General features: G+C 50.3%; 14 protein-coding genes and 1 pseudogene. 8 read left to right on the top strand and 7 right to left on the bottom strand.

Going from position 1 to position 17,240, the window contains the following annotated elements:
* From F1593_RS12360 to F1593_RS12345, 4 genes and pseudogenes are all read right to left on the bottom strand, one after another.
* Positions 1–463: pseudogene (locus F1593_RS12360) on the bottom strand (transposase); the annotation flags it as partial.
* A gap of 242 nt (positions 464–705) precedes the next feature.
* Entirely contained in the window at positions 706–2,841 is a 2,136-nt protein-coding gene (locus F1593_RS12355) for a (Fe-S)-binding protein (RefSeq protein WP_149401872.1), read from the bottom strand.
* A gap of 150 nt (positions 2,842–2,991) precedes the next feature.
* Positions 2,992–3,957, bottom strand: coding sequence for an electron transfer flavoprotein subunit alpha/FixB family protein (locus tag F1593_RS12350; RefSeq protein ID WP_149401871.1), 966 nt, complete (start codon positions 3,955–3,957; stop codon positions 2,992–2,994).
* A 12-nt stretch (positions 3,958–3,969) separates the two neighbouring features.
* Complete coding sequence (locus F1593_RS12345) at positions 3,970–4,755, bottom strand: electron transfer flavoprotein subunit beta/FixA family protein (RefSeq protein WP_149401870.1); 786 nt, start codon at positions 4,753–4,755, stop codon at positions 3,970–3,972.
* 262 nt (positions 4,756–5,017) lie between these two features.
* Between F1593_RS12345 and F1593_RS12340 the strand changes: the two genes are divergently transcribed.
* Entirely contained in the window at positions 5,018–5,974 is a 957-nt protein-coding gene (locus F1593_RS12340; RefSeq protein ID WP_149401869.1) for an aldo/keto reductase, read from the top strand.
* A 76-nt stretch (positions 5,975–6,050) separates the two neighbouring features.
* On the opposite strand, the gene F1593_RS12335 is transcribed toward F1593_RS12340, so the two are convergent.
* The gene (locus tag F1593_RS12335; protein WP_149401868.1) at positions 6,051–6,761 is read right to left on the bottom strand and encodes a hypothetical protein; all 711 of its coding nucleotides are present in this window, start codon (positions 6,759–6,761) and stop codon (positions 6,051–6,053) included.
* 71 nt (positions 6,762–6,832) lie between these two features.
* On the opposite strand from F1593_RS12335, the gene F1593_RS12330 reads away from it, so the two are divergent.
* The 3 genes from F1593_RS12330 to F1593_RS12320 all read left to right on the top strand — a co-directional run bounded on the left by F1593_RS12330 (position 6,833) and on the right by F1593_RS12320 (position 9,960).
* On the top strand, positions 6,833–7,375 hold the full coding sequence (locus tag F1593_RS12330) for a GNAT family N-acetyltransferase (protein ID WP_149401867.1): 543 nt from the start codon (positions 6,833–6,835) through the stop codon (positions 7,373–7,375).
* 167 nt (positions 7,376–7,542) lie between these two features.
* The gene (locus F1593_RS12325; protein ID WP_149401866.1) at positions 7,543–8,907 is read left to right on the top strand and encodes a cytochrome ubiquinol oxidase subunit I; all 1,365 of its coding nucleotides are present in this window, start codon (positions 7,543–7,545) and stop codon (positions 8,905–8,907) included.
* A complete protein-coding gene (locus F1593_RS12320) occupies positions 8,908–9,960 on the top strand; it encodes a cytochrome d ubiquinol oxidase subunit II (protein ID WP_149401865.1) in 1,053 nt (350 codons plus the stop codon).
* Positions 9,961–10,065: 105 nt separating this feature from the next.
* Here F1593_RS12320 and F1593_RS12315 read toward each other — a convergent pair whose 3' ends face one another.
* Positions 10,066–10,293 (bottom strand): hypothetical protein, encoded by a 228-nt coding sequence (locus F1593_RS12315; RefSeq protein WP_149401864.1) that lies wholly within the window; start codon positions 10,291–10,293, stop codon positions 10,066–10,068.
* Positions 10,294–10,791: 498 nt separating this feature from the next.
* Here F1593_RS12315 and menA point away from each other — a divergent pair, with 498 nt between their 5' ends.
* Entirely contained in the window at positions 10,792–11,715 is a 924-nt protein-coding gene (gene menA, locus F1593_RS12310; protein ID WP_149401863.1) for a 1,4-dihydroxy-2-naphthoate octaprenyltransferase, read from the top strand.
* A 99-nt stretch (positions 11,716–11,814) separates the two neighbouring features.
* On the opposite strand, the gene F1593_RS12305 is transcribed toward menA, so the two are convergent.
* Positions 11,815–12,105 (bottom strand): DUF5808 domain-containing protein, encoded by a 291-nt coding sequence (locus tag F1593_RS12305; RefSeq protein ID WP_149401862.1) that lies wholly within the window; start codon positions 12,103–12,105, stop codon positions 11,815–11,817.
* Positions 12,106–12,720: 615 nt separating this feature from the next.
* On the opposite strand from F1593_RS12305, the gene F1593_RS12300 reads away from it, so the two are divergent.
* From F1593_RS12300 to ptsP, 3 genes are all read left to right on the top strand, one after another.
* Positions 12,721–13,533, top strand: coding sequence for an RIO1 family regulatory kinase/ATPase domain-containing protein (locus tag F1593_RS12300; protein WP_149401861.1), 813 nt, complete (start codon positions 12,721–12,723; stop codon positions 13,531–13,533).
* Positions 13,534–13,643: 110 nt separating this feature from the next.
* On the top strand, positions 13,644–14,681 hold the full coding sequence (locus F1593_RS12295; RefSeq protein ID WP_172632075.1) for a zinc-dependent alcohol dehydrogenase: 1,038 nt from the start codon (positions 13,644–13,646) through the stop codon (positions 14,679–14,681).
* A gap of 244 nt (positions 14,682–14,925) precedes the next feature.
* Complete coding sequence (ptsP, locus tag F1593_RS12290; protein ID WP_149401859.1) at positions 14,926–16,686, top strand: phosphoenolpyruvate--protein phosphotransferase; 1,761 nt, start codon at positions 14,926–14,928, stop codon at positions 16,684–16,686.
* The last annotated feature ends 554 nt before the right edge of the window (positions 16,687–17,240 follow it).

Here is a 17,240-nt window from a genome sequence, read left to right as displayed (position 1 = left end):
CTTTACTGGCAAACTCGGCTTTCTTGCCACACACCCAGCCGCTCAGATCAACGTCCAGGACCTGCCAGTCGGCTTGATAGTCGTGCCGAGCACCTCGACTGTGCTCACGGTAGATGCAGTCCACCGCTTGTTGCATCTGTTCCACATTCTCTGCCGTACAACGATCCAGCGTTTGTTGCACCACCGATTGCTCGGCACACCCAGTTCGCCCAAAGGCTGCTTGCAAAGCCGAGTCGGCCCTCAAGCGCGTATTGATCTCGACGAGGCCATGGGCTCCAGCCAACAGGGCGATAAAGCCATCGTAGAGCTTGTCGATCGGCGCATGCTTGACTGTCTTTTGTTCAATCTTGACCCGTTGACGAATGGGTTCAAACAGGTTCAGGTGCTGCAATTGGACTCCCAGCGCTGCCAGGCTCGCTGCTGGCGTAAAATGACACGTGGTTTCTGTGATACACTCGTTCATGATGGGGCCCTTCCTAATGATCGAACGATGATCAAACAACTTTTTTCTTCATTAGGTATGAGCCTTCTTCATGCCTTTGGCAAGCTCTTCACTTCCCTTCAGTGTCACTAATTTGGACAAAACTTAGGTATTTAAGCGGTATTGCCCGTGAAGGGTGGCTCCTACGAGCTACGTGCCCATTTCTTCCCCATTCCTCCTATGATTTCTCTACGCAGCCGCAAGGCGACAAGAGAATCTGGAAGCTACTTGCTTTCCAGAGCGTGTGCGATAATTTCTGAGATATCCTCAACTTTCATTTTTTCTTCGGCCTCGACGCCTTTGACGCCATCTTCAAACATGGTGATACAGAAAGGACAACCGGCAGCCAGCACTTCGGCTTCAGTCGAGAGGGCTTCATTGACGCGTGTCTGATTGATCCGCTTGCCGACCTTCTCTTCCATCCAGACGCGTCCGCCACCGCCGCCACAGCAGAAGCTCTTGTTGCGGTTGCGCGGCATTTCGGTGACACCATTGCTATTGATGACGGTGAGTACACGCCGTGGCTCTTCGTAGGTATCGTTATACCGTCCAACATAGCAGGGATCGTGATAGGTCAGTTTGCGTTGATCGAAGCCAGCGGGCAGTTTTAGTTTGCTATTCGCCAGCAACTCGTCGATATACACGGTATGGTGTACCACTTCATAATCGCCACCTAATTGTGGATATTCATTCTTAATCGTATTGAAGCAGTGCGGACAGGCCGTAATGATCGTGCGATGTTTGGTCAGGGTCGCAGTCGTTGTTTGTCCATGAGATCCCTGATCCTCGGCATTAACGGCAGGCGTTTTGGTATTAAAACCATAGCCATTTAGCGTCTCGATGTTCATCGTCGCCTGTGTCTGCCAGAGATACTCATTGCCAATACGCCGGGCGGGATCTCCCGTACAGCTCTCTTCAGGTCCCAGGATGGCGAAGTTTACATTGGCGGCCTTGAGTATTTTGGCAACTGAGGTCGCGACCTGCTGATTGCGGCGATCAAACGAACCCATACAGCCGACCCAATAGAGTACATCCGCCTCGGGATTCTCAGCCAGCAGTGGAATCTCCAGGTCAGCGGCCCATTCGGCGCGTTTGTCATTGCTAATTTCCCAGGGATTGCCGTTGCGTTCAATGTTATTGAAGAGGGAGGTAACTTCCTGCGGGAACGCGCTCTCCTCCATAACCAGCGAGCGGCGCATATCGACGATTTTCGGTACATGCTCAATCGCAACAGGACAGATCTCCATACAGGCCATACAGGTTGTGCAGGCCCAGAGCGCCTCGGTCGAGATGATTCCTCCAACCATTGGCTCGTGATGGGCCTCTTTCTCCTCGGGCGTCTTATCAGCTTTGATGCCAGCAATTCCCAGCTTATTATAGATGGAGTTTTCGCCTAAGATTTCTCCGCTGCGCACAAAGAGCGCCTCTTTGGCTCCCAGGATAATCTCTTTGGGATAGAGTGGCTTGCCGGTATTCAAGGCCGGGCAGACGGTATTACAGCGTCCACATTCGGTACAGGCGTAGCCATCCAGTAATTGTTTCCAGGTAAACTGCTCGACTTTAGAGACACCATAATCGTCGCGTTCCTCGATATTTTCGAGAAGAGGTAAGGCCCCTTTAGGCTTATAGCTGCGGAAGAAGACGTTAAATGGCGTCGCCAGCAGATGCAGGTGTTTGGAGCGTGGGAGATAGATCAAGAAGCCCAGCACAGTAGCCATATGTAGCCACCAGAATGTGCGATAAGCCACCAGATTGGTCATGGGATTGATATGTCTGAGGAGGGGATAGAGCAGCGCACCGATGGGGGTCCAGGCTGCTCCAGCGCTGGCTGCATACTCGAAGCTTTCCACCAGAGCCAGTGTGAGAATGACGAGGAGGATCAGTCCGAGAATAATAAAGCCATCCCATGGGCCATGTAGCGAGCTATTCAATTGACGTGGTCGTACGATGCCACGGCGGATGGCGAAGACGATCAGGGCTAGCGCGACCAGCACGACAAATACGTCGAGCACGATGGCAAAGCCATGATTATCGCCCAGCCAGGGCAATGAGCCATTAAAGGCACCCAAAATGAGATTCAAGAGGCCGAATTGAATGATGATAAAGCCCCAAAAGGTGAAGAAGTGTGCGATACCAGGGATGGGATCGCGTAAGACGCCGCTTTGTCCCAGCACAACCTTAAAAAATGTGCCCACACGGCCGTTTAAGTGGTCCGTGCGATCCTCTGGACGTGCTTTGACCAGCAGGGTAATCAATCTGCCGACACGCGTCCCAAAGAGAATCAGGGCTGCCAGAAACAGTAATACAAAGAGCGTCGTACCGAGCCATCCCCCGGTTGGTGAAATGGTAGGGGGAGTCATATGTTAAACCTCCGTTGGTTGTGCTCGCTATGAGGATGGATGTATTTATAGTCTGAATTACTTTGATGCTCTGCATGCTCATGCTGAATGGGCAGAGAGCCGAGAGGTGCCAGCATTGGATGGCTCTCTCGGCTTCTGCGTTGTCCTGGATCAGGCTTTGCGCCGTTTTATTTCATTGGTGAGCTGTGGTAGGATCGTCACTGCGTCGCCAATTACGCCCAGATCTGCAATTGAGAAGATGGGAGCGTGCTCATCTTTATTGATAGCGACAATGTACTTGGAACCTTTCATTCCGGCCAGATGTTGGATTGCACCGCTGATACCTGCCGCTACATACAGCGTTGGCTTGACTGTCTTGCCTGTCTGTCCTACCTGATAGCTATAAGGGAGCCAGCCAGCATCGACGATAGCGCGCGTCGCGCCTGGTGCGCCATCCAGCACTGCTGCCAGATCTTCCACATACTGGAAGTTTTCGGCTTTGCCAAGGCCACGACCGCCGCTGACCACCACTGCGGCATCCTCCAGCGCTGGACCCTCACTCTTGACTACCACCGTCTCCAGTATCTTGATAGTCCGGGCTGCGCTACTAAAGCTGGGATTGATATGCTCAATTTCCGCGTTACGTCCCTCAAACTGCTCAACGGCAAAGGCCTTTGGTCGTGTCAGGACGATACCGGGACCTCGCTGTGTCAGCGTGGCTGTAACAATTGTCTCACCACCCCAGGGCACAGTTGCTTTGATGCCATCCGCATCCAGCATCAGATCAGTCGCATCGGTAATCAATCCCAGATTGTTGCGTATATTCAAGCGGGCTGCGATATCGCGGAGATCATATGTGGTTGGTAGCAGGATCAATGATGGTTGATGCTGCTGTAATAATGCGCTTACCGTCTCGACCGCCGGTAAGGTCAGATAATTATCATAGGTGGCATCGGCATGGACATAGACTTTTTCCGCACCGTATTGCCCCAGGATGGGAGCCACCTCGGCTGCGGCACTGCCCAGCACAATCGCTTCCGCTCGTCCCAATTTAGCGGCTTTCCCCAAAACTTCGAGCGAAGAGCGTACCGGCGCGCCATCTTCCAGCTCTACCAGGACCCAAATAGTATGTGGCATGTTGTGTACCTCCTAGAGTAACTGGTAACGCTGCAAAAACTCCGCAATCTGTTGGGCGGCGTTGCCATCGTCTTTGATGATTTGTCCGGCTGCACGTGCTTCAGCCTTGCCAATCGAGAGCACACGTTCATGTGCGCCAGCCTCACCGACCTGTGTGGCAGCGATGCCCAGATCAGCCAGACTCATCTGAGTTAAAGTTTTCTTTTTGGCACCCATAATACCCTTCATCGTCGGATAAATAGCTTCATAGGAGCCGCTGGCAATGGTAATCACTGCGGGTAATGTGCTTTCGATAGTTTGATAGCCTTTGGGGATCACGCGTTTGATAATGGCCTTCTGCCCCTCGATAGTAATTTCGCGAGCAAAGGTCAGTTGGGGAATACCAAGGAATTCCGCGATGCCACCGGGGACCATACCCGTGTAGCCATCGGTACTCTCAGTTGAGCAGAAGATCAGATCGGCGCCCTCTTTTTTCAGGGCGGCGGCCAGCACCTGTGCGGTGCTGAAGGCATCGGAACCAGCCAGGGCAGGATCGGTAATCAGAATAGCGCGATCAACACCCATGGCCAGTGCGCGGCGTGTCGCTTCTTGCGCGCTGGCTGGCCCCATACTCAGCGCGACCAGTTCGCTATTGCCAACCTTGTCGCGCAGCTTAATGGCCGCTGAAATCGTGCTCTCATCACCGGGATCGAGCACCAGTGACACACCGCTGCGTACGAGTCGTTTTGTAGCAGGATCTAATTTACTGATAGCTGTATTAGGATCAGGTACCTGTTTTATACAAACAAACATCTTCATTGTTTATCGCCTCGTCTTCTGTTGTGGGGGACGTAGGATATACGGAAAACAACGCTGTTTCCCTGAGCTATATTATTGTACCCGTGAAAAAAATAGAGTGTCAATGTAACTGGCTAACATATTCCTTCCTGATAGGAAGCCTCTTCTGGCCTGCTATGTCTGGTGTGCTTGAATTGAAAGGCGTTTGTGGCTAACTGTTTGCATGGGATAAGATTAAAGTGAAAGCGGATATGCTGTTTTTGCTGTTCTATTTGGAGGATATATGGAAAAGAGACGTTTGGGGAATACTGATCTTGAAATTAGCGCATTGGGATTTGGGACATTTGCCCTGGGCGGTGAAGGCTGGCCTGCGGCCTGGGGACCTCAGGATGATGAGGCTTCGATCAAGACGATCCAACATGCCCTGGATCTGGGTATGAACTGGATCGATACTGCGGCAGTCTATGGTTTTGGGCATGCTGAAGAGGTTGTGGCGCGCGCCTTGAAAGGTCGCAGCGAGCGTCCCTATATCTTCACGAAATGTTCGCGTCGCCGGACCGCGGATGGCAAAATCGCTGGTAATTTAAAGGCCGCCTCGATCCGTGAGGAGGTCGAGGAGAGCCTGCGGCGCTTGCAGGTTGATGTGATCGATCTTTATCAGATCCACTGGCCCAATCCCGATGAGGATATTGAGGAGGGCTGGACCACACTGGCGGCCTTGAAGGCTGAAGGTAAGGTACGCCATATCGGGGTCTCTAATTTCAATGTCAACCAACTCGCTCGTGCCCAGAAGATTGCGCCTGTGAGTTCGTTACAACCTCCCTATTCTTTGTTGCAGCGCGATATCGAAAAAGACGTACTCGACTTTTGTCTGGAACATGCGATTGGGGTAATTGTATATTCCCCAATGGCTTCTGGCCTGCTTACTGGAACCTGGAATGAACAACGGGTACAAAATTTACCGAGTACCGATTGGCGTAGCCGCAATCCCAACTTCACGCCGCCGCGCCTGTATCGCAATCTTGCCCTGGCGAAGTTTCTCGCCGTGGTAGGGCAGGAGCATGGAAGATCCGCCGGAGAGATTGCGCTGGCCTGGACCCTGCATCATCCCGCTGTTACCGCTGCTATCGTCGGTGGACGTCATCCCGGACAGGTCGATGAGATTATCGGTGCCGGAGATTTCCGCCTGAGCGAGACTGAGATCGCGAAGATTGAGGCGTATATAGCAGAGCATCCCTAGGAAAGGTATCCCTGAAGCGGTTTTTAAGCAGCCAACGTGAGATCTTTTTCTCTCGTTGGCTTTCTTGTACGGCTGCTTATTTTGCCATACGACGAGTAAAGTAGTTGGCAAGGATTGCGATGAGCCCGGCAATAAAGAGTGGAAGGCTGATGGATGCGTTATGGGTCGTAAAGAGTAGGATAATTGCCAGAAACTCCAGCAGGATACCTCCCACGATCAATAGCATCATGCCTAATGATGAGCTTTCAAACGAGCGGCGTACCTCTTCACGTCCATAGACAGGCGCTTGATGCTGCATCATCTGTCCCTGTTTTTGTGTTTGTGTCTCTAGCGGGTTTGTTGTGTCTACATCTGGATTGGATGCTGTAGCTATCTCAGGTGCCTCTTGTAGTTCGTTATGTTCGGTAAGGATCTGGATGGTATCATAGAGTTGCTGACTCTTTTGACGTTGTGTGCGGATATAGATCTTACGCACGCCATCGCTGATCATGATTTCGCGGAACACAGGCTCATAATTCTTATCGCGCCATGTCACGGTGCGCAGTGTATTGAGATCGATGGATTCCACGAAGATGCGCTCACGCGGAAAGCCACGATAATAATAGCCAATCACACGCTGGTTGGTGACAATTACATCGCAGGCTGTGCTATGCTGGCTACTGCCGCTATCCCAGATCGCGGGTAGCGCTAGAATGGGCTCTTCATCCGTCTGCATCTGGGCGCGCAGACCCTTAAAGCGCGTCAGTATCTTATCTGCTGTACTCTTTGTACTCTCTGTATTCGGCATGCCTTACCGGAACCTTTCTGTTAATCTGGGAAGATTATAACACACACTATGAGGAGAAATATTCGTTCGCTATGGAGACCATTCGTCAGGTCAATGGACAGCACCCACAAGATGTGTCTGGGATTGCGCGTGTCCACGTCGATTCCTGGCGTAGCACCTATCGTGGCATCGTCCCTGATCACTATCTGGATACGCTTTCCTATGATAAGCGTATTCAGAGTTGGAATACGATTTTTAATAATCCTGAGAGTCGGGAAACCGTGCTGGTGGCGCTCAATGAGGATGAGCAGATCGTGGGTTTTGTGAGCGGTGGCCCGGCCCGTGATGCGTTATTGGATTATCCAGGTGAGCTTTATGCCATCTATTTACTGGAATCTGCCCAGGGACATGGTTTAGGTCGCCGACTGATCCAGGCATTGAGCGAGACCCTGCTGCAGAGCGATCTAACATCTATGTACCTCTGGGCTCTGACAGAAAATCCTGCCTGTCGCTTTTATGAGCGGTTGGGTGGACAATATCTTCGCACACAATCATTTGAAATTGAGGGTGTGCAGATTGAAGAGAGGGCCTATGGCTGGCCCGATATCCGCACTTTGTTGCCAGCAAGGCAGTGATGCCTGCACTGTTTAAGATGATACGTCCAGATTGGGAATTTCTTATAGTTGAATTTGTGGTAATGAAACAAAGCTCCTAGAATATGAGTGTTAAGAGATAAGTATGTAGGAGTTAAAGCACGCTGTTTGCTGTGCGCCATGCGTTTTGCTATGAGGGATGTCCAATTATGTTACCTGAATTGATCGCAGCCCGTGCTCAGATGGGTACCTCGCTGGTCTTTCATATCATCTTCTCTGTTCTCGGTGTTGGAGTACCTCTGCTATTATGTATCGCAGAAGGTTTTGCTCTGTATACAAAGAATCCTGTCTGGATGATGTTGACACGGCGTTGGGCGCGTGCTGCGGCCATCCTTTTCGCAATTGGTGCGGTTTCTGGAACGATCCTCTCTTTTGAACTGGGATTGCTCTGGCCGACCTATACGCGTTTCGCCGGTGCGGTGGTTGGCCTGCCTTTCTTATTAGAGGGATTTGCCTTCTTTGTTGAGGCTATTTTCCTGGGACTCTATCTCTATGGTTGGGAACGGCTTTCTCCACGTGCCCACTGGCTGTGTTCATTCCCCATCTGGATCAGCGGGATGCTTTCTGCCTGGTTTATTGTCGCGGCTAATTCCTGGATGAACACACCGGCTGGCTTTGTCATCAAAAATGGGAAAGTGGTAGATATTAATCCCTTTAAAGCTGTCTTTAACCCTAGCACGCCATTTGAGACGGTACATATGATTCTGGCTAGCTATGTGGCAACTGGCTTTGGCGTGGCCGCTGTCTACGCATTTGCCTATCTTCGTGGCAAGCGTTCTGAATATTACCGCAAGGGCTTGATGCTGGCGATGATGATCGCTGTCGTGGCGACACCCTTACAGATGGTGAGTGGTGACTTCAATGCTCGTTTCCTATCGGTCTATCAGCCTGTCAAGTTTGCCGCTATGGAAGGTATCTTTAAAACCCAGAGCGGTGCTCCCATCTCGATTGGCGGTTTGGCCGATCCCAATACTGGTGAGGTCAGATACGCGATAGAGATCCCCAAAGGGTTAAGCATCCTGGCAAATTATAATCCCAATGCGACCGTCAAAGGTCTGGATCAGTTTCCGCGTATGGATTGGCCGAACACCGAGATTGTCCATACCTCCTTTGATGGCATGGTAGGGAGCGGAAGCTTTGCGCTCTTGATGGCGTTGCTTTTCTGGGGCTATTACCTGCTGAAGAAGTTCACGATGCCGAGTAACCGCCTGTTACTGCTGGGCATTGTCATTGCTGGCCCCCTGTCTTTCCTGGCGGTTGAACTGGGATGGATGGTGACTGAGATTGGACGCCAGCCGTGGACAATCTATGGCTACCTGCGAACGAAGGATGCTGTAACAACTGCTCCTTTACTCAATCTTAGCTTTGTCATCTTTTCGCTCATCTATATTCTTCTAGGGGTTGCTTTAGTCTGGTTACTGCTCAAAGTTGCCCGCCGTCCCTTACCACAGGTTTCGATCTCTGAGCATGGCTATGAAGTGCATGAGCCTGAGATAGAAAAGGTCGGTGTTTAAATGAACGTTGCTCTGGTTGCCCTGGTCGTTTTATGGTGGGCATTGATTGTCTATGCTGTACTGGGCGGGGCCGACTTTGGGGCAGGCGTCTGGGACCTGTTCGCGGTCGGCCATAATGCCAAACGTCAGCATCAACTGATCAATCATGCCCTTGGCCCGGTCTGGGAGGCCAATCACGTCTGGCTGATCTTCTTGATTGTGGGATTGTTTAACGTCTTTCCCAATGCGTTTTACGCGCTCTCGATAGCCCTCTTCTTCCCATTTTCTATTGTATTGATTGGGATTGTATTACGTGGAGCGGCGTTTGTCTATCGCTATTATGCGTTGAATGAGACGGGAATGTTTGCACGTTCCTGGAGCAAGGTGTTTAGTGTCGCGAGCGTGATTACTCCCTTTTTTCTAGGGGTATCGGCAGCGGTGGTTGCCAGTGGTGATTTGATCGATAAGACAGGAGTGCCACGGGCAAATTATATTGCTGGCATGCTAACACCTTTTGCGGTGATAATTGGCTTGATGGCTGTTGCACTCTGTGCCACTCTGGCAGCTACATATCTGGTGGTTGAAGCCCACAATGATGGGGACGAGCGATTAACAGAGTCCTATCGTTCTAAAGCCTTGATTGCCGGGGCGGTGACCGCTGTCCTGGGTGCTCTGGGCCTCCTGCTTTCCATCTCAGAGGCACCGGTAATCTGGCAGGGACTGTTGGCCCGCGCGATCCCGATTGTAGTTGCGACAATGATCATTGGTGTCGCGACTGCTGTCACACTGTTCTTGCGTCATTATCGGATTGCCCGTTTGCTGATGATCGCTGAAACGGCTTTCTTATTGGGATCGTGGGGACTCTCTCAGTATCCCTACATTATTCCACCCAACTATACCATCGCGAATTCTGCCAATGATCCGGCTGTGATTACGATTCTGCTGGTAGGGATTGTGATTGGATTGATTATCCTGTTGCCGTCGCTCTACTATCTCTTCTCGGTCTTTAAACTGCCCTATCCGGTGCCAGGATTGCGCAAGTTGGAGCAGGAGAGGCAGGACCAGCACAGGTAGGAAGGGAAAACGTTACAATCTTAGCTTACATGCTTCTGGTGGGGAATGGAGAGCAAAAACAGAGAAGAGTTTAGCATATCTACGCTAAACTCTTCTCTTTCTGTTTTAGTGAGTATGTGGTCGGAGTACTTTATGGAAGACACCGAAAAGTAAAAAGGTAGGAGGCCATTGACCGACAAAGATGCTCCAGTCTCGTTTGTTGGATACAAACAGGAGCGCCGAGGTGACGATGGAGGCCAGGGCCGCCCAATACCAGATCTCTTCTGGCACTTCATCGGTTATGCGGAAGTATTGCTCCTGCACATTTTGCGTCGTATCTTTTGGATCAGCCATGTATCGAAACCCTTTCTTTCTGTATCATATCAGGCTTTTAAGTAGACTTGCGCGATGAACTATCTTAGTACAGGATGCATCATCTTGAGAAAATGGGTACTGTCTTTGTAGTATATCTATGAAATTAGATTGTGTTTGTGAAGACAATGTACAGTCAATCAGTACAGTATAGCAGGATTGGCTGTCTAGTGGGAATACAGGGAATGTATTCCATTACAGTGGTCGGCATCGATTATTTCACGAGTTCTAACGCCACGGAGTCAGGGATAACCAGTACATTTTGTCCATAGCGCGTAACCTGTTGCGCTGGAAAGGTAGGATTAGGCATTGGATCTGGCATCCTGCCCCACGCATGAGAATTGGAAAGCTTTGTTTCTGCGCCAGCCAATTTGTGTTAGCCGGATTTTTTTGGTATCCTTGATTAGGTAATAAATCAACTACAAAGCATATAAATGACGTTGTCCATCCGCCATTGGTGTACATACGAGAGAAGAAAACATGAGAGACGCAGCATCCCCAACCCCATCGCAGCCCTTTGTGTGGAGAGCATGGCTCAAAACGAGCCGCCCATTTACTTTAACGGCCACGGTCGCCCCGGTTTTTGTTGGAACCGCATTGGCCGCTTATCAGGGAACCTTTCATATCTGGATCTTTCTGGCTACCTTTCTATCGTGCCTGTTCCTGCAAATAGGCACCAACTACTTCAATGAATATTTTGACTATCGTTATGGTCTGGATCATGCGGGTTCGCTCGGTGCATCGACGGTGATCTTTAAGAAAGAGATGACACCCGGACAGGTATTAGGTGGGGCGATAGGCTGTTTTATCATTGCAGCCTTGCTTGGTATTATTTTAATGTTCTGGGTTGGACCAGAAATTATCCTTTTCGGGGTTGCAGGCATTTTAATTGCCTACTTCTACAGTGCCAGACCTTTCAAATTCTCTAATCGCGGCCTGGGTGACGTGATGGTCTTTCTCGCCATGGGTCTCTTAATGACCTGGGGTTCATATTATGTGCACATCCATCACTGGTCATGGAGCGCCATTGCTGCCAGCATACCAATAGGCTTCCTGGAAGTTGCCATCCTCAATATGAATAACACACGCGACTACGAGGACGATCTGGCTGTGAACAAGAAAACTTTGCCGGTACGCTTTGGTGTCCTGTTTGGACAGCGCTTCCATGCCTCTCTGTTGCTTGGCAGCTATATAGCAGTCACTCTCTTTGTCGTTCTGGGTTTACTCCCCTGGCTGGCGCTCCTGGTCTGGATCACCTTCCCGCTGGCATTTACCAATCTGCGTGCAGTCCTCCATGCAACCCGGCGGCAGGCTTATATGGTAGGCATCAAGAAAACATCTAAACTCCTGCTTATCTTTGGCCTTGTATTTGCCCTATCCCTGTTATTGGCGATCCTCTTCTAGTAGCAGATCAAGAATGATCCTTTAAAAAAGAGGGAGGATGGATCTCCATGGCAAGCGAATGCAGGAGATCCATCCTCCCTCTTTTTCCTACCATCCATATTACGCGACTGTTTTAGGATGGACAAGGGGATAGAAGTTGATTGTCCAACCTATGCCGAAGCTCTGCGGTACCAGAACCTGCGAAGTTTCGCTATTCCAGAATGTGTTCTGTAGCTGTTCTTTATTCGGCAAACGGAAATTATAGGGGATACCAAAGATATTTCCCTGCCAGGTACGCTCGGCTGCCGGACGGCGCAACTGCTCTGAGATTGCCATCCCCGCTAAAACCACTACCGCAGTTCCCACTAAACCATTAAGCAGGCTTTTCTTAGCCCGTTTCTTCTTGCCCATATTGATTCTCTCTTTCACTTCCTGTTGATAAAGCATCCACATGCTAAAGACTCTACTGTTAGAAATACGCACCTTATCAGTTCAGCGTTGTAACTCTCATAGATCAGCCGCAAAAGTCCTATTCACTATTCAAACCATATAACCATGCTTAAGCAGTGGTGCGAGGGACGGCGGGCCCTGAATTGCATCCATTGGTTATTGACAAGAGTGTGCCCGATCTGTCATAATCTCTTTAGAACCTCAAGTTACTGTTTGGCTTTGAATTTGCAGTTTATTGATACTTATCACGAAGGAGAGTGACATCATGAAAACATTTTCTTTTGCATCACGTCTCCGGGAAGGCCACAGTAGCAAGTATGGGAGTATTCTACACGGGTAGAGTATAAGTAGGAAATAACCTGCTAATCCTGACAACTGGTCATCTCCTGGAGAGATGGCTTTTTTTGTGTCAAAAGGCCATGAGCGTGATGCTCGTGACCTTTTTTTTATTGTCTAGATGCTGCATCTATTCATCTATAGGAGGTGCCACATGCACAACAATTCTTATGTCCGTGCTTTTGCTTTTAGCTGCATTAACGTTTGTCATCAATTCAATTATCAAAGGAGTAATGATTTTTGTCTAAGCGAAAACAATTCCGTTTATCGGACGAGCAGGAAGAATTTGAGGCTTTGCTGGCATTAGAGGAACAGGAGCAGCAGCGTGATCCTCTGGAGGAGACACTGGATAGCTTCTTTGCTGATGGCTTGATTACTGAAATTATCCATGTCGTGAAGAGCGGAAAAGAGGCGACGGTCTATTGTTGTCGGGCTCATCCGTCGCAGGGTGTACCCTATCTGGCGGCCAAAGTCTATCGTTCGCGCAATAATCGTGGCTTTAAGAACGATTCCGTCTATCAAGACGGGCGTGTTGTAACGGATCAACATCTGCGTCGGGCGATCAAAAATAAGTCGCGTGTAGGCCGTGACGGACAGTTTGCCATGTGGGTCGGGCATGAATTTGCCACCCTGACCGTCCTGCATGCCGCTGGCGCAACCACCCCCAGACCGATTGCTCAGAGCAGCCATGCGATCCTGATGGAGTATCTGGGTGCGGAACAGGAGCCAGCGGCAGCCTTACAGCATGTCACCCTGGCACCGCACGAGGTTTATCCCGTGTTCGAACTTTTAATGGATAATATTGAGTTATGGTTGTCCAAAAACATCATCCATGGTGACCTTTCACCTTACAACATTCTCTACTGGCAGGGTCAAATCACCGTGATTGATTTCCCGCAGGCGGTTGATCCACGTTTTAACTCGCACGCTTATACCCTGTTAGAACGCGATATCGACAATATCTGTAAATATGTCGCGCGCTATGGCTTACAGCGCGATGCGACGCAACTGGCGCGACGTCTCTGGCAACAGTTTCGCAATGCCAGATTATAAAGCGAGCGTACGCTTTCTACAGTGTATAATATCTCAATGTTTCAATCGCTGCGATGGGATATAACCATCGCAGCGTCCTCAATCGCTACCATGGAAAGGTTTGCTACTGTATGAAGTCCGTGATAATTACGAAGCCAAATTGGGCTGAAGTGACCGAGTTGGAACGGCCAACGATCCGTCCTGATGAAGTATTGGTACGCGCGCGAGTCGTCGGTCTGTGTGAAAGCGATGTCGCCCTCTATCAGGGGAAGCGTGCCGCTGAATATGTGCGCTATCCTGTGACTCCGGGACATGAATGGTCTGGTGAGGTCGTGGTTGTTGGTGATCTCGTACAGCAGATTACACCGGGAGCCAGAGTGGTGGTGGAGAGTCTGGTGAGTTGTGGCGTATGTCGCAATTGTCGTGCCGGACGTACCAATCTCTGTGAGGTTGGCTATGATGAGATCGGTTTTACGCGTCCCGGCGGCCTGGCTGAGTATGTAGCCGTTCCTGCTCGACAGGTACATATCTTGCCTGAAAATGCTTCTTTTGAGGAAGCGGCACTGTTAGAGCTAACGGCTGTCGTCGCCCATGCTTTTCAGCATACAGCGCCCCAACCTGGCGATATTATTGTCATCGTTGGTGATGGACCAATCAGCCTGATTGCTGTCCAGATGGCGCGCTTGTATAGTCCCAAAGTAATGATTGTCCTGGGTTTTCGGGAAGAGCGCCTGGAACTGGCCCGTCAATTTGGGGCCAACCATGCCATCAATATGAGCCGTGAGGACTCACAGACAATCATTAACGAACTGACAAGTAGACACGGAGCAGACCTCGTTTTTGAAGGTACAGGCCATGTACAGGCCGTTGAAGAGGCCTGCTTCTCTGTCAAACGTGGTGGCACCGTCCTCTTAAGCAGCCTTGAAGCCTCGGGTGCGCCTTTAAGCGTCTCCAATGACATTTTTATTCTAAAGCAATTAGCGCTTCAGGCTGTGTTTGGTGCCAACTCGGCAGCCTGGAGCGAGGCGGTCCAATTGTTCAGTAACGGCTCGCTACAACTGGCCCCGCTCATCTCACACCGCTTCTCCCTGGACGATTTTCAAGACGCTCTGGATACGATCACTCTGCGCAAGAATCGCGCTACCAAAGTGGTCATAGTACATAAATAGCTCGAGTAAACGGCGGCTGGCATCTTTTTAGCTGATGCTCTACTGTGCATTGACAAACTATGAGACAGCTTCTACAATCATGGTTGGAAATGAATTTTGTGAATATTTCAATAGCAATGCGTATTAGGGATGCTACCATGTGCAAACATACAAAATAGGCATTGCATTGAAACTTCTGATTTGTGGTCGTTACTACGTTGCTAGCACCTTCAGAGAAGCAGACCACAAAAGGAGGAGTCTGTCTATGTCTTCAACGTTACAAACGTTACACGGTATTCCAGTTACAGGTGGCGTGGCAATTGGTTCCTGGATCGTGTATGATCCTTTCCCTCCTGCTATTCCTCATACGACCATCGATGCCGATGCGCTTGCCTCTGAGAAGGAACGGTTACAGCAGGCTATCCAGGCGTCAATTGCTGAGGTTACAGCTTTGCGCGATCATGTGCTGGCAAAAGTTGGGCCTGAAGAGGCTGAGATTTTCGATGCCCATTTGCTGATGTTTGAGGATGATTCGTTGCTGGAAAGTACCCATCAGCGTATCGAGCAGGAGCATCAGAATGCGGTCTGGGCCGTCTGGGATGCTGCGGATGAGATTGCTCAGATGTTTGCGGGGATGGAGAATGAGTATTTCCGCGCCCGTGCCGCCGATGTCTATGATATCCGTGCTCGAATTGTCAATCATCTCTTGGGACGACCTACGGCCCAGTTGCGCTCTCTCAAAGAGCCAGTGATCGTAGTGGCACGCGACTTGTTGCCCTCCGATACCGCTGGCCTTGATCCCGCACTGGTTTTGGGACTGGTGACCGAGCAGGGCGGCGCGACTTCGCATACCGCTATCCTGGCGCGTCAGATGGGAATTCCTGCTGTTGTGGGTGTCAATGGATTGTTTGAACAGATTGCGGCTGCAACGGCAGAGCATGCAGCCAGCAGTCAGTTGCTGCTGGATGGGAGCAGTGGCGAGATCGTTCTGCATCCAGATATTGAGACTGTAGCGCGCTATCAGCAGACTTTGGAGCGCTATCGCCAGCAGCAGCAGCAATTGCAGAGTTTGCGTACACTATCCGCGACAACACTCGATGGAAAAACTATTGAAGTTGCCGCTAATATTGGCCGTCCACGAGATGCTCAGCCTGCATTGGAGGCTGGCGCAGGTGGTGTTGGTCTCTTCCGCACAGAGTTCCTTTTCCTGGATCGCGCTACCCCACCCTCTGAAGAGGAGCAGGTAGAAGCATATACGACCGTGCTCAACACCTTCGCCGCTAAGACTGTGATCGTGCGTACGCTGGATATCGGTGGCGATAAAAGTGTCCCTTATCTGGATCTCCCACATGAGGATAATCCTTTTCTGGGCGTACGTGGCATTCGCCTCTGCCTGGAACCTGAGCATCAGCATCTGTTTCGGACGCAGATACGAGCTTTGTTGTTAGCGGCTCAAACACAGGTGACGTCGTTGTGGATTATGTTCCCAATGATTTGTGATCTACGCGAGTTACGGCAAGCACGGGCCTTTGTGGCTGAAACCGAGGCTCAACTGTTGCAAGAAGGGAAGTTAGCCGCTCCCGTATTATCGCTGTTACGTCTGGGTATTATGATCGAGACGCCCGCTTCGGTCTGGGTATTGGATCAGTTAGCGCAGGAAGCTGATTTCTTCAGTATCGGAACCAATGATCTGGCCCAATATACACTGGCGAGTGATCGCATGAATGCCTGTCTGAATGAGCTACAACGTCCCTTCCATCCTGCTGTTATGAGAACGATTGCCCATATTGTGCGTATCGCTCATCAATACCAGCGCTGGGTTGGTATGTGTGGTGAGATGGCAGGTAATCCACGTGCCAGCGCTTTTTTGCTCGGTCTGGGCATCGATGAGCTAAGTATGGAAGCTGGTTCGCTAAACGCAGTCAAGCAAGCGATACGCGGTACCACCATCCCTCAGGCACTGGAAATTGTTGAGCGCGTCCTGGCAGCCGATAGCTCAGCAGCCATTGAAGATATCCTCTCGTAACCCGTGTGTTTTTTAGTTCAACAACTGGTATAGATGTATAGCAGAGGAGACAGATCAAGCTATTCATGAATTGATCTGTCTCCTCTGCCAACTTCTTTAGAGTCTTCGCGATCTTGCTGATGAGTTTTCACACCCGAGGTGCTCAAAAATGTTTTAGTATGTGTTGCAAAAGTCTGAAAGATATGTCACGGGTTACTCTTTCTATTTCTCTATAAGAATGTCTCTTTTTCCCCTTGCAACCTCCTGTTTCTCTAGCTATACTAGAGAATACAACATGGATGCATGTTTACCATGGGAATGCGAAGCGACCGGGGGAGAGTCAATCCTCCGTTCTTTGGCAAGCAGTGTTTTCCTCGTGAGCCGGAAGTCTGCTGGAGGAAAAACGATTCCCACGCAATTGGTCAAGCCTTATGGAAAACCAGAGAGAGCATGCTCCTGTTGCAAACCCCTGGTCAAAAGGGCCAGAAAAAAATTTAACGGATTAAGAGGAAACAGTTCCATGATGAATCATGAGATGTCCAATGACGGACTCGATACCGGATACGAAGCCGGAC

The organism is Dictyobacter arantiisoli (assembly GCF_008326305.1).
Lineage (GTDB): Bacteria > Chloroflexota > Ktedonobacteria > Ktedonobacterales > Ktedonobacteraceae > Dictyobacter > Dictyobacter arantiisoli.
This window is presented reverse-complemented; position numbering and strand designations above follow the sequence as displayed.

What these genes read in the sequence shown, in the direction of transcription:
- F1593_RS12355 (WP_149401872.1), bottom strand. Translation starts at nt 2,841, where the DNA reads ATGACTCCCCCTACCATTTCACCAACCGGGGGATGGCTCGGTACGACG.
- F1593_RS12350 (WP_149401871.1), bottom strand. Translation starts at nt 3,957, where the DNA reads ATGCCACATACTATTTGGGTCCTGGTAGAGCTGGAAGATGGCGCGCCG.
- F1593_RS12345 (WP_149401870.1), bottom strand. Translation starts at nt 4,755, where the DNA reads ATGAAGATGTTTGTTTGTATAAAACAGGTACCTGATCCTAATACAGCT.
- F1593_RS12340 (WP_149401869.1), top strand. Translation starts at nt 5,018, where the DNA reads ATGGAAAAGAGACGTTTGGGGAATACTGATCTTGAAATTAGCGCATTG.
- F1593_RS12335 (WP_149401868.1), bottom strand. Translation starts at nt 6,761, where the DNA reads ATGCCGAATACAGAGAGTACAAAGAGTACAGCAGATAAGATACTGACG.
- F1593_RS12330 (WP_149401867.1), top strand. Translation starts at nt 6,833, where the DNA reads ATGGAGACCATTCGTCAGGTCAATGGACAGCACCCACAAGATGTGTCT.
- F1593_RS12325 (WP_149401866.1), top strand. Translation starts at nt 7,543, where the DNA reads ATGTTACCTGAATTGATCGCAGCCCGTGCTCAGATGGGTACCTCGCTG.
- F1593_RS12320 (WP_149401865.1), top strand. Translation starts at nt 8,908, where the DNA reads ATGAACGTTGCTCTGGTTGCCCTGGTCGTTTTATGGTGGGCATTGATT.
- F1593_RS12315 (WP_149401864.1), bottom strand. Translation starts at nt 10,293, where the DNA reads ATGGCTGATCCAAAAGATACGACGCAAAATGTGCAGGAGCAATACTTC.
- menA (WP_149401863.1), top strand. Translation starts at nt 10,792, where the DNA reads ATGAGAGACGCAGCATCCCCAACCCCATCGCAGCCCTTTGTGTGGAGA.
- F1593_RS12305 (WP_149401862.1), bottom strand. Translation starts at nt 12,105, where the DNA reads ATGGGCAAGAAGAAACGGGCTAAGAAAAGCCTGCTTAATGGTTTAGTG.
- F1593_RS12295 (WP_172632075.1), top strand. Translation starts at nt 13,644, where the DNA reads ATGAAGTCCGTGATAATTACGAAGCCAAATTGGGCTGAAGTGACCGAG.
- ptsP (WP_149401859.1), top strand. Translation starts at nt 14,926, where the DNA reads ATGTCTTCAACGTTACAAACGTTACACGGTATTCCAGTTACAGGTGGC.